A 13337-nucleotide genomic window follows, 5' to 3' on the forward strand; every position below is an offset into this window, starting at 1 on the left:
TGGATTTGCTACAATATGCTTGAGTCGATGACATATGATAAACTTTAGATAATAGAAAAAGGTGACATCTGTATGAAAGATAGAAAAAATAAATTTAATGAAAGTGGTTTTACTCTTGCGGAATTATTGATTGTCGTGGCGATAATAGGTGTTCTTGTGGCGATATCTATTCCAATCTTTAGCTCACAGCTTGAAAAAAGTAGAGAGTCAACCGATCTAGCCAATGTTAGAGCTGCCTATGCAGAAGTAATGTCTGCTGCTATTACTGAAGATAAAGATGTTGAATATAACGGAGAAAAAATTTATAGTGATGGTGTTTATTCAGCAAAAATTGATTTAAAACAAAAACAGAATGATTGGCAGAGTTATCCTGTTACTATTGCAGAGGTAACTGTTACAAAAGATAAGCCAGAAAACGAACATTGGATAGGTTTTCCAAGCCCTGATGGAACATGTACAGTGTCTTATAAAGATGATACAGGTGTTATTTTTAACTGGAATGGAGGTACAGCTTCGGGTGGTTCAACTGTACAATATAATAATGATATACTAAGTGCATTTCAATCCGTTGTTCTAGGTAAAAATACAACGAGTTTTATTGTTGCAAATTCCACATATACAGGTAATAATTCTTCAATAAAAAAAATTAATGAAGAACTTCAGAATAAAGGAAGTAAAATAAAAACATGGGCGATTCTTTCTTCAGATAGAACAAGTACCATCGCATATAACGAAAAAGGTAACAAGAATTATCTATTTTCTGAAGTAGATATTAGTGAACATGATAATTGGAAGGCTGGAGATAAGATTCCTGCCATATTACAAAAAGAAAATGGAACAATCCAAGTAGGAATGGCTTCATTATTTAAGCAGAATGACGGTGCTCAGAACCAACCATATTTTGTTATTTCAAGAGATGAACATGGAAGAACAAATCATTCTGACAATGACTTTGAAATGGACACTGTTATTCGTAAGGATGATAAGAAAAAGGTATTTGATAATCTGAACGATGCCTACGCATATTATCAAACGCTTCAAGAAGAATGGGAAAATAGTCAGAACCCCTGAATGGTTCTATATACTTTTGTACAAAATAGAGCATGATAGGTGACAGGTTTGTGTCGGGATTTCCCCTACATAACTCAACTACCAAGCACCCGGGAAGGCAAGGTAGTTGATAGAATAATCATTCATGAATGAAACGGGAAGCCGTCACATCGACGAAAGAAACGTTGGTGCGGCGGTTTCTTTGCGTTGAAGCTGAGTTAATGATTTTGTATTTTTTTCTATCCGTGTATTTCTGCATGAAGTGTTTTTCTATGGTAGTTTCGTTGAAAGTTTGTTTTGTTTCTCAAATTGCTAACCCCACAACGAAACCCTGGGACTCGTTATACGAAACAGAAGGATTCGGTAACGAAAATAACGACACTCCGGCTTGTATAGAGGTAGTAAATCATATATAATACTCATAGACACAAAAAAGAGTTCCTTACAATATTGGAGGAAGATTATTATGGGAAATCATGAGAAAAATGAAAAGCCATGCAATAGAAGAACACGATGTAGTAATGAATATATATGGTGGGGAAAAAGTGAACATGGATTTACACTTGCAGAACTTTTAATTGTAGTGGCGATAATAGCTGTACTTGTTGCCATTTCTATCCCTATTTTTACGTCACAGTTGGAGAAAAGCAGACGAGCTGTGGATCTTTCAAATGCGAGAAATATGAAATCTATTCTCATGAATTCATATGCAAGTGGTTCCATTCAATTTCCAAATGCAACAGAAACAACGTATGTTGCTGCGATTGTAAAAAAAGACGGTACATATTATCGCGCCAGCGGAACAGTGCTCGTTGATGGAGCTGATTGGAAGGGGGATAATGGAGATGATTATGCCCGTGTGAGAAAGTTGTTTGAGAGTACAGGATTTCATTCAATCAAGGTTCATGCTAACAGTACAAAAAATGATGGATGGACTTCCTATGGAGTAGTACTGTTTTCTGATGGCAGATGCCGTATCTTCTCTTCTGAGACAGATATTGATTTGGGAGGAAGAGATAATGGGGTTTTTGAAAGTAAGCTACAAGAAGTTTTGGCGGTAGAAGAAACGGGAATTGAAAAGGAAATGGGAAAATAGAATTGCTATTAAACATTGGGACAGTTCTCTGTTAAAGGGTGTCAAATTTTTGGTAGGGGTGTCATTTTCATTCTTGGGGTGTCATTTCAGTTTTGACACCCTTTACGAGATACTGCAAACTATTACTACTTGGAGCAGGATGCGTGTTAGGCGGCTGTTTTGGTTGCGATAAGTATTCCTATTTTTAATAGTCAGTTGGAAAAATCAAGAGAAGCTGTAGATGCGGCTAATATACGTGCAGCATATGCGGAAGTGGCTTCAGCGGTTCTTACAAAAGATTCTGCAAAAGTTAAGTCCAAGGCAATTGATGTAAAACAGAAAAAAGCAGAATGGCAGACAACAATTGATTTTACAGGTGAGCTGGCGACCACTGAAAAAGATATAATGGGTACGGGTTCAAATAATACTGTTCCTAAAAAGGTGTGGGTAATATATACTCCAAGTACAACTGGTGGCGCGGCTGGAACTTTTGCTGTTGTATCTAGTGATCCAACTGGTTATACCCAAGTTGATTAATATAAAAGAGAAAATTGGTTTAAAATCTGAATTTTAAGGTGATGGAATACCTTGCACAATTTAAATCTTACTATTTAAGTTGTGTAAGGTATTTTCGTATAGCAATAAATTTTATTGTTTAATGATTGTTGCTTGAGTCTTTATTCTTTTATTCTATTAAATATGTGCGCCGTAAAATGTCCTTTTACATATCTGAGTGTTGTAAAATGAAAAATATTATTTCACTCAATTTACAAATTCCCCAGTATTAGAAGTATTCTATTTATAATGGGAGTCTTACTAGGATCACCGTCTCTATTTTTCATTTCATTGTATATGCGTGTCCCTCTATTTTTCATTTACATATCCAATATTTATAATAATCCAATCTTAGCCATCGTTTTGGGGAACTTTTGCTGGTTACCTTTTTAAGTTGTAAATATTTAGCCCGGAACATGTAAATAGTTTTTGTGTTTTTTTATCTTTTTGAGGTAGCGATTCCGTTTCTTAGTTGCATTTCTATTCTATCGTGTTGATTTTATCGGTAATTTTTCTAATGAATTTTTCTGGCAAGTGTAATACCATTGAAAAAATATATTTCAAAACTAATAAAATAAATTTTATACTTATTTAATATATTCGCTCTTCCCAAAATCACACGGATATGTTAGTATAAACACAAAGCATATTTCTTCTAATTATCAGGGCGCGCCAGCACCATCTATTTTCATCTAAATACATTTCAGAAATCTATGCTTTTCATTCCAGATTAAATAAGAGCAGGAGATGTCTGAAGAGTAGGATTCGAGTCTCCTGAGAAGGGAGAATTGAATATGGTGAAACAGAATGCAGCAAATGTAAAAGACCAAGACTTACGGCAGGCAGAAGAGGAGACAATGGCTGTCAATGTGAAATACAAAGATACAATCTTTCGGATGCTTTTTTCTGACAAAAAGAATCTGTTGTCTTTGTATAATGCCTTAAACGGAAGAGATTACCGTGATCCGGATTTGTTGGAAATTGTGACATTAGACAGTGCGATTTACATGGGAGTGAAGAATGATCTGGCGTTTATCCTGGATTGCAACATGTTCTTATGGGAACACCAGTCCACATATAATCCGAATATTCCGTTGAGAGACCTTTTTTATATTGCGAAGGAATATCAGAAGTATGTTAAGCAGAAGAAGATTTCCCTATATTCTACCAGACAGCAGAAGCTGCCAGCACCAAGGTTTATTGTATTTTATAACGGCAAGTCTGAGGTTGGGGAACGGTTCGAGCATCGGTTGTCAGATGCATATGAGAATTTCAGCGGGGAACCGGAATTAGAGCTGAAGGTCACGGTTCTTAACATAAATGAAGGCCATAATCAGAAGCTGATGGAGCAATGCCAGATTTTGAAGGAATATGCAGATTTCGTAGCAAGGGTAAGACAACACCAGAAGACATTGCCTGTGAAGGCTGCAATAGAACAGGCGGTGCAGGAATGCATTCAGGAAGGGATTCTTAAGGAATTTCTGCTGAAAAACCGTGCGGAGGTTATTGAAATGAGTATATTTGAGTATAACCAGAAAGAGGAAGAGGAGCTTATACGGAGGGAAGAGAAGGAAATCGGAAAGGAAATCGGAATTCGGATTGGAGAAGAAAGAGAGCGAAAGAATACGGAGAGAGAACGGAGGAATACAGAAAGAGAGCGCAGGCGGGCCGATGCTGAAAGTGCCCGGGCTGATGCCGAAAGCGTTCGAGCAGATTCTGCTGAAAAAGAAATTCTGCGGTTAAGGGAGATTTTGAGAGAAAACGGAATCATGTGAGAAAATGTCATTTGATTTTGTTGATTTTTCCTGGGACAATACTTTTTTTTAATAATAAAATCCTGCGCTGGCGAATGCGCTTCGATCCGTATCGTTGGTGCAGGATTTCCTTTTTTTGAGTGTTTAGAGATTCCTCGTCTTCTTCAGCTGGCATATTTGACAAATAAAAACTAATAAAATAAATTTTATACTTATTTAATATATTTGCTCTTTCCAAAACCGCACAGATATGTTAATATGAACACAAAGCATATTTCTTCTAATTATCAAGGCGCGTCCCGCGCCATCTATTTTCATCTAAATACATTTCAGAAATCTATGCTTTTAATTCCAGATTAAATAAGAGCAGGAGATTTCTGAAGAGTAGGATTCGAGTCTCCTGGGAAGGGAGAATTGAATATGGTGAAACAGAATGCAGCAAACGTAAAAATGCAGGGTTCCCGGCAAACAGATGAGGAGACAATGGCTGTCAATGTGAAATACAAGGACACGATTTTTCGGATGCTTTTTTCTGACAAGAAGAATCTTTTGTCTTTGTATAATGCCTTAAACGGAAGAGATTACCGTGATCCGGATTTTCTGGAAATTGTAACTTTAGACAGTGCGATTTATATGGGCGTGAAGAACGACCTGGCGTTTATCCTGGATTGCAACATGTTCCTGTGGGAACACCAGTCCACGTATAATCCGAACATTCCGTTGAGAGACCTTCTTTATATTGCAAAGGAATATCAGAAGTATGTGAAGCAGAAGAAGATTTCTTTATATTCCGCTAGGCAGCAGAAGCTGCCAGCACCAAGATTTATTGTATTCTATAATGGTAGATCTGAGGTAGGGGAACGGTTCGAGCACCGGTTGTCAGATGCATATGAGAATTTCAGTGGAGAACCAGAATTGGAACTGAAGGTTACCGTTCTTAACATAAATGAAGGACATAATCAGAAGCTGATGGAGCAATGCCAGATTTTGAAGGAATATGCAGGTTTCGTAGCAAGAGTAAGGCAACACCAGAAGATATTGCCTGTGAAGGCTGCAATAGAACAGGCGGTGCAGGAATGTATTCAGGAAGGGATTCTTAAGGAATTCCTGCTGAAAAACCGGGCGGAGGTTATTGAAATGAGTATATTTGAGTATAACCAGAAAGAGGAAGAGGAGCTTATACGGAGGGAAGAGAAGGAAATCGGAAAGGAAATCGGAATTCGGATTGGAGAAGAAAGAGAGCGAAAGAATACGGAGAGAGAACGGAGGAATACAGAAAGAGAGCGCAGGCGGGCCGATGCTGAAAGTGCCCGGGCAGATGCCGAAAGCGTTCGGGCTGATGCCGAAAGTGTTCGGGCAGATACTGCTGAAAAGGAAAATCAGCGGTTAAGGAAAATTCTGAGAGAAAATGGAATCATGTGAAGGAAATATTATTCTATCTTGTTAATTTTCCTAGATTGATTTTCAAGTCAGATGAAATACTGTTTTTAAGATAACAAAATCCTGTACTGGTGAAGGTGCTTCAATCTGTATCATCGGTGCAGGATTTTTATTTTTTGAACGTTTGAGAATTCTTTGGCTTTTTTCGGTAGCATATTCATTTTTATAAGTATAATACCATACTGATATATTGACTATAATAGATAATACAGCATGCATAATAACAAAATAAAACTAATAAGATAAAATTTATACTTATTTAATATATTCGCTCTTCTCAAAACCACGCGGATATGTTAGTATAAACACAAAGCATATTTCTTCTAATTATCAGGGCGCGTCCTGCGCCATCTATTTTCATCTAAATACATTTCAGAAATCTATGCTTTTCATTCCAAATTAAGTAAGAGCAGGAGATGTCTGAAACGTAGGATTCGAGTCTCCTGGGAAGGGAGAATTGAATATGGTGAAACAGAGTGCAGCGAATGTAAAAGAACAGGACTCACAGCAGGCGGATGAGGTGACAAAGGCGGTTAATGTGAAATACAAAGATACAATCTTTCGGATGCTTTTTTCTGACAAGAAGAATCTTTTGTCTTTGTACAATGCCTTAAACGGAAGGGATTACTGCGACCCGGATTTGTTGGAAATTGTGACATTAGACAGCGCGATTTATATGGGAGTGAAGAATGATCTTGCGTTTATCCTGGATTGTAACATGTTCCTGTGGGAACACCAGTCCACGTATAATCCGAACATTCCGTTGAGAGACCTTCTTTATATTGCAAAGGAATATCAGAAGTATGTGAAGCAGAAGAAGATTTCCCTATATTCCACCAGACAGCAGAAGCTGCCGGCACCTAGGTTTATTGTATTTTATAATGGTAGATCTGAGGTAGGGGAACGGTTCGAACACCGGTTGTCAGATGCATATGAGAATTTCAGCGGGGAACCGGAATTAGAGCTGAAGGTTACCGTTCTTAACATAAATGAAGGCCATAATCAGAAGCTTATGGAGCAGTGTCAGATTTTGAAGGAATATGCAGATTTCGTAGCAAGAGTAAGGCAACACCAGAAGACATTGCCTGTGAAAACTGCGATAGAACAGGCGGTGCAGGAATGCATTCAGGAAGGGATTCTAAAGGAATTCCTGCTGGAAAACCGGGCGGAGGTTATTGAAATGAGCATATTTGAGTATAACCAGAAAGAGGAAGAGGAACTTATACGGAGGGAAGAGAAGGAGATCGGAAAGGAGATCGGAATTCGGATTGGAGAAGAAAGGGAACGGAAGAATACGGAGAGAGAACGCAGACGGGCGGATTCTGAAAAAATACGAGCAGATTTTGCTGAAAAGGAAGTCTTGCTGTTAAGAGAAATTCTGAAAGAAAACGGAATTATGTGAAGGAAACTAATTTTCTTAGGACAATTTTTCCAGCAATGTGAAATATAAGGACACGATTTTTCGAATGCTTTTTTCTGATAAGAAGAACCTGTTGTCTTTGTATAATGCCTTAAACGGAAGAGATTACCGTGATCCGGATTTGTTGGAAATTGTGACATTAGACAGTGCGATTTACATGGGAGTGAAGAATGATCTTGCGTTTATCCTGGATTGCAACATTTTCCTGTGGGAACACCAGTCCACGTATAATCCAAATATTCCGTTGAGAGACCTTCTTTATATTGCAAAGGAATATCAGAAGTATGTGAAGCAGAAGAAGATTTCCCTATATTCCACCAGACAGCAGAAACTGCCAGCGCCAAGGTTTATTGTATTTTATAACGGCAAGTCTGAGGTTGGGGAACGGTTCGAGCACCGGTTGTCAGATGCATATGAGAATTTCAGTGGGGAGCCGGAATTAGAGCTGAAGGTCACTGTTCTTAACATAAATGAAGGCCATAATCAGAAGCTGATGGAGCAATGCCAGATTTTGAAGGAATATGCAGATTTCGTAGCAAGAGTAAGGCAACACCAGAAGACATTGCCTGTGAAAACTGCGATAGAACAGGCGGTGCAGGAATGCATTCAGGAAGGGATTCTAAAGGAGTTCCTGCTGAAAAATCGGGCGGAGGCTGCAGAAAAGGAAAATCAGCGATTAAGGTTTTGAGAGAAAACGGAATCATGTGAGGGAAACACTATTCCATCTTGATAATTTTTCAGCCAGGTACAATACCAACGGGAATAGACACATTCCTGCTCTTTTGCTATAATAAAATCCACATAGCAAAGGAAGGAAGTATTGAAATTGAATACAAAAAATAAAGGTTTTACACTGGCAGAATTGCTTATTGTTGTTGCAATTATCAGTGTGCTTGTTGCCATCAGCATTCCTATTTTTTCTTCACAGTTGGAAAAAAGCCGTGAGGCAACTGATTTGGCCAATGTGCGTGCCGCGTATGCGGAGATTATGGCAGAAGCGAATACTGGTGATACGAATAGTGTATATTATAACGCTTTTACCAAAGAATATAATAAAATTGTTTACTTGAAGCAAAAGAAAGATGGCTGGACTACTAAGGGTGTTTTGAATGTAGGTGGGATTACTTCTGATGATCCACGGTGGAAAGGGAATGTTATGGGGGATGGAAAATGTATCGTCGCATATAACATGACTAATCAGGAAGTAACATTAACCTGGAATGGTTTAACCTTGCGGGTAAACTATCATTGGAGTGTTGGGGATGATAACCGTTTAGATGCGTCGGCAGGAAGTCATAATGACGCAAATTGGCCTTGCAATGCGATTACTGACTTTTTAACTGCAACAAATGGAACGAAACAGCAGCTTACCACAGCTGCAATTACAAGTGCAAGTCCTACGCTTCAAAAGGGTATAAGTGAAGGATATGCGTATCAGATCGGTTATTTTATTGTGGACAGTGATAATAATATCATCGTGAATTCTGGAAGACGTAATATTACAGGTTCCAAGGAAAACTATACACTCAATGTTACAGACTATAGAGATAATAATATAAAGAAGCAGTTTGTGAACACAACATATGAGTCAGATGAGACTTATACTTATAAGAAAGCAGATGATTTAAAAAGTGGTGATAATATAAAAATTGCAGTTCAGGTGTTTAAAGTGAAAGATAACGGAAACGGGACTGCGGTAAAGATGTCTCTGGAAGAGGCAAGGGAATTGGAAAAATTGATTTCTGTTGAAAACGTGGCGTAGTGATACACTTTGCCAGACGATATGATTGCCTTTTTGAGCTCTTGTTATTTATCAGGTCAGGTGCTAAAATCAAACCAGAAAAATAAAAGAGCGTGTTTGAAAAATATAATCTGCACACTCCAGGAGGCAATCATAATGACACATGAAGAATTTGAAAAAGCAGCAACCTACTGGGATAAAAAAGAACAGACCGAGATGCCGAAGGAGACATTGAAGCAGGCTGTATATAAATTTATAAATGAAAATAATACCTGCGCGCTTGCCACAGGCACTGGGGATTACATTAGATGTACACCTATAGAATACAGCTTCCACGACGATAAGTTCTGGATGCTTTCAGAGGGTGGCAGGAAATTCATAGGTTTGGAAAAAAACGAGAATGTATGTCTGGCTGTCTATGATAAATATGACAGTTTTGGCAATTTGAGAAGCCTGCAGATTATGGGAAAAGCGGAACTGATCGAGCCATTTTCCGAAGCCTACAATGCCCACGCAGAGTATAAGAAAATTCCGCTTACGGCTTTAAAGAAGCTGGCCTCCCCTATGAACCTGATCTGTGTCACACCAGTGGAAATAGATGCCCTGTTTTCGGAGTTTAAGAAGGCGGGATATAGCAGCAGATAGAAATTGGAATTTTGAAAGGTATATTCTTGCCTTTTTCAAAAAAGCGAGCCTTCCAAGCTAATTCTGGCCGCCAATATATTTGGCAATATTAGAGTTGTTCATAACAGTAGTGTTTGTGGGTTCGCTGTCTGCATTAGCCATGCCACTATATATTCGGGTGGAAAGTTGTTTGTTTTTGTTATATCCCACATTTATCACTATCCAGTCCCACCCATTATTTTTATTTGATTTACTGGTTATTTTTAAGGTATCGACATTTAATCCGGAATTTGTTAATAAATTTTCTATTCCCTGATGATAGGCATTCCACGGGTTACTTGAGACTCCATTTATAGTTGTGCCGGGATCTACGCCGCAGAATAAAGTTCCATGTTTTATTTGGTCTTTCTTATAGTCTTTAGGAAAACTATTTTCATCCCGTGCAAGTGTAACCCATATAGAATAATTATTAGATCCGAGTTGTGACGGGAACTGTACACTTCCATCGTTTACAGCGGTGGCCAGTATAGACTCGATATCCCTGGCGGTGTGGATATCAACTGCCCGCCGGGCCTTTTCCAGCTGATTGTTAAATATCGGAATGGATATTGCGACCAACACGCCAATGATGGCAACCACGATCAAAAGTTCTGCCAGTGTAAAGCCTTTCTTATTTTTCATTACCTTCCCCACCTTATTTCCTTTTGTAAAATATGATGTCAAGGTCAAAAGTTAACCTTTCTCTTAATATAGCACATTGAGGTATGAATTTGTACTATTTTGCTGAAAAAAGTAAATGAAAAATTGGATTATTATAATTGTTTTTGAACACAACCAATTTTATGGATTGCTGGCATGAACAGAATAAACAGAAAAACAGAATTTTATGGAGCTAATTTAAAAGATATATCCAGACCTTGTTATTTTAGTGGTCAGGTGCTAAAATCGAATCAAAAAAGAAGGAGTATTTTTTATGGAAAAGAATGGACATAAGAGAAAATGGCTGGTCTATCTTTTGACGTTCTGCCTGATCCTTTTGGGTGGCACTATTCAGGTATCTGCGGCGTCAAAGGTGAATCTGAAAAATGCCGAGATCAGATTATCAGCCGGGCAATTTACTTATAATAAGAAAGTGCAGCGCCCGAAAGTGACGGTAACCTATAAGGGCAAAAAGCTGAAAGAGAAGAAAAATTATACGGTGAAGTATTCATCAGGATGCAGAAATGTAGGCTCTTATACCATTCAGATTATAGGAAAAGGCGCTTACACAGGGACGGTGAAGAGGCAGTTTACCATTTTGCCACCGAAGACACAGATCATAAGTGCCAGTGCCAGGAAAAATGGTATCAATGTAGTGGTGAAGAAGCAGACTGCCCAGACAAGCGGCTATCAGCTCCGTTATTCTACCAATTCCAAGCTGAAAAATGCCAAGGTTTTGACTGTGAAAGGGAATAAGAAGACAAGCTTCGCAATCGGTAGTCTGAAAGCAGGAACTACCTATTATATGCAAGTCCGTACTTACATGACTGTAAAAGGAAAGAAATATTACTCCGGCTGGTCCGTGGCGATTTCCCGCAAAACTACAGGAAAAAGCAGTAATACAGCTGTGAAGCCGACTCCAACGAAAAAGCCGACACCAGCTCCAACCAAAAAGCCGACCCCAACTCCTACAACGAAACCATTGCCAAAGCTGACTTTTGAAGAAGGACAATCCAGTATCACCCTGGAAAGTGGAAAATACTACGGAATTGAGACTTCCAATAATATAAAGGATATCAACATTTCCGATGAAACAGTTGTTTATTCCTTAGGAGATAAAGGAAACAGATATTGTGACTTCGAGACTTTGGAGCCAGGAAAATGTGTGATCACGATTACAGATATTTACGGTCAGAAAATCACTTCCACTGTTCAGGTTACCCAGAAACTGTATGATCCCCGTGTGGAGACTTCCTATGAGGTGAAATCGGAAACTCTGGATAAGAGCCTTCCGGTTCCGAATGTGAAATCCGTAGATTATGGAGATGAATGGATTGAGCTGAATTGCCCGGGAACTTTTTCATCATCAGATGCTTACACCGGGTATGAGGGTTATCTTTCTTATAACAATGCGTTCAAGGAAAGTATTCAGGTAAGCCGATGCGTTAGCGAGTACAATGGCATTGGAAGTATCAGTTTTTATTATTTAAATACTGGCAGAAGTTATTATGTGAAGGTTCGTTCTTACACAGTACGCAATAACGTGAAAGTCGTAAGCCCATGGAGTGAAATCCGCAAGGTTGATCTGCCAAATTATGATAAGGAAGGCACAGAACCTGCCAGATATACCTATGAAATTTATGGACTGGATAAGCAGAAAGCGGATATTTATACAGATTGTATAAAGCCTCTTTTTATAAAGACAGACAATCCGGATCTGAATTCCTTTGAGCTGCTTTGCAATGGAAAAAGTCCTTTCGTAAATGTGTATTCTGGTGGTACGACTCATATATATGAGGATATTCCTTACGAAAATGATGATTCTGAGACCTCATCTTTGAAGAAAGTAAAAGGCGGTTATATCGGATATGTAAGATTTTCGGAAGCGGGGACTTATAATGTTGAATTCCGTGAATATTCTTTAACCGGTTACACGGTTGCCAAAAGAATGACTTTGAATGTGCTGGATTATGATAAGGCTGCAAAGGCATGGATGACCGATATTATTAACAAGACCACCACGTCAGGCATGACGCCTTTTGAAAAAATGGATGCAGTATGTGAGTATCTCACCAAGCCAGGACTTTTTAAATATGTAACGGTTCATGGAGAGTATCTGGTGTCCCTGGCGTCTGAGCCAAATAGCCCGTACTTCATATCTTACCGTTGGGATTCCTGCACTTCACCAGCTGCACTTTGCCAGTTTGCGGAACTGATTGGTGGTTTTGATGATATTCATAACTGTTATGGTGATTACCCGATTGGTTCAGATGATTGGCGCAGCTGGCACTACATAGCCAAGGTTAGGATAGGAAATGAAACCAGAAATTACGCAGTCTGCCCGTTGTCCCCGACGGGTGAAGTGGGAGAGATACAGAAGATTGATTTGACAGACTTAGGTAGGATGAGGAAATTTGGATAGGAAAAAGAGCGGATTTACGCTGGCAGAACTTCTGATCGTGGTGGCGATCATTGCTGTGCTGGTGGCAATCAGTATTCCGGTTTTTTCTTCCCAGCTGGAAAAAGCAAGGCGGGCGGTAGACGTGGAAAATGCCCGGAATATACGAAGTGTGCTGGCGAATGCGATTAACGATGAATCGTTTGTGTTTAATAATAAAGATGCTATGCTTGAGGTAGTGGTGTCCCGGAATGAAAAAAACGGTGGCTTTAGTGGAAATAATGGACAGGTTAAAAATGATCTTATTATTAATGGAGTCCAATACCATAATGCGTCAGATGGTAATCTTCACGGCTACAAGCTTGTATGGGATTTTTTGGAGAAGAATGGTATTCAAAAGAATCTGACAATGAAACAAAAAAGTTCCGGTGTTACCTGGTATGGAGTACAAATAAATGGAAATGGAGAAAGCTACTATTTGGAAGGAACAGGGGACATTGGAAAGAATGCAAAAAAATATGCCTGGTCTGACCTGAATACGCCGATCAAATAGAGAACTTTGGAAAACAGTTTTAGGAACA

11 protein-coding genes and 1 pseudogene are annotated in these 13337 nt (G+C 38.9%); 11 read left to right on the forward strand and 1 reads right to left on the reverse strand.

The window, feature by feature from the left end; translation table 11 throughout:
* Positions 1–72: 72 nt before the first annotated feature.
* From ACTQWB_RS09780 to ACTQWB_RS09820, 9 genes and pseudogenes are all read left to right on the forward strand, one after another.
* Positions 73–1071 carry a type IV pilin protein gene (locus ACTQWB_RS09780; protein WP_441501071.1) on the forward strand — a complete coding sequence of 333 codons (999 nt, stop codon included), beginning with the start codon at positions 73–75 and terminating at the stop codon, positions 1069–1071.
* 445 nt (positions 1072–1516) lie between these two features.
* Positions 1517–2146, forward strand: a complete 630-nt coding sequence (locus ACTQWB_RS09785) for a type IV pilin protein (protein ID WP_441501072.1) — start codon at positions 1517–1519, stop codon at positions 2144–2146.
* A 159-nt stretch (positions 2147–2305) separates the two neighbouring features.
* Complete coding sequence (locus tag ACTQWB_RS09790) at positions 2306–2662, forward strand: hypothetical protein (protein WP_441501073.1); 357 nt, start codon at positions 2306–2308, stop codon at positions 2660–2662.
* A gap of 812 nt (positions 2663–3474) precedes the next feature.
* Positions 3475–4455 carry a hypothetical protein gene (locus ACTQWB_RS09795; protein ID WP_441501074.1) on the forward strand — a complete coding sequence of 327 codons (981 nt, stop codon included), beginning with the start codon at positions 3475–3477 and terminating at the stop codon, positions 4453–4455.
* 399 nt (positions 4456–4854) lie between these two features.
* Positions 4855–5856, forward strand: a complete 1002-nt coding sequence (locus tag ACTQWB_RS09800; protein WP_441501075.1) for a hypothetical protein — start codon at positions 4855–4857, stop codon at positions 5854–5856.
* 481 nt (positions 5857–6337) lie between these two features.
* Positions 6338–7276 (forward strand): hypothetical protein, encoded by a 939-nt coding sequence (locus tag ACTQWB_RS09805; protein WP_441501076.1) that lies wholly within the window; start codon positions 6338–6340, stop codon positions 7274–7276.
* Positions 7277–7340: 64 nt separating this feature from the next.
* A pseudogene (locus ACTQWB_RS09810) lies at positions 7341–7946 on the forward strand (hypothetical protein); the annotation flags it as partial.
* 174 nt (positions 7947–8120) lie between these two features.
* Positions 8121–9056: a type IV pilin protein gene (locus ACTQWB_RS09815; RefSeq protein ID WP_441501077.1), complete on the forward strand. Its 936-nt coding sequence runs from the start codon at positions 8121–8123 to the stop codon at positions 9054–9056.
* A gap of 135 nt (positions 9057–9191) precedes the next feature.
* Positions 9192–9680: a pyridoxamine 5'-phosphate oxidase family protein gene (locus ACTQWB_RS09820; RefSeq protein ID WP_441501078.1), complete on the forward strand. Its 489-nt coding sequence runs from the start codon at positions 9192–9194 to the stop codon at positions 9678–9680.
* Positions 9681–9737: 57 nt separating this feature from the next.
* Here the strand turns inward: ACTQWB_RS09820 and ACTQWB_RS09825 are convergent, their stop codons facing one another.
* A complete protein-coding gene (locus tag ACTQWB_RS09825; protein ID WP_441501079.1) occupies positions 9738–10340 on the reverse strand; it encodes a type II secretion system protein in 603 nt (200 codons plus the stop codon).
* A 292-nt stretch (positions 10341–10632) separates the two neighbouring features.
* On the opposite strand from ACTQWB_RS09825, the gene ACTQWB_RS09830 reads away from it, so the two are divergent.
* Entirely contained in the window at positions 10633–12780 is a 2148-nt protein-coding gene (locus tag ACTQWB_RS09830) for a hypothetical protein (protein WP_441501080.1), read from the forward strand.
* Positions 12773–13309, forward strand: a complete 537-nt coding sequence (locus tag ACTQWB_RS09835) for a type II secretion system protein (protein ID WP_441501081.1) — start codon at positions 12773–12775, stop codon at positions 13307–13309. The genes ACTQWB_RS09830 and ACTQWB_RS09835 overlap by 8 nt, the downstream gene beginning before the upstream one ends.
* Positions 13310–13337 lie beyond the last annotated feature (28 nt).

Origin of the sequence: Blautia sp. HCP3S3_H10_2 (assembly GCF_052122375.1) — a bacterium.
GTDB lineage: Bacteria > Bacillota > Clostridia > Lachnospirales > Lachnospiraceae > Blautia_A.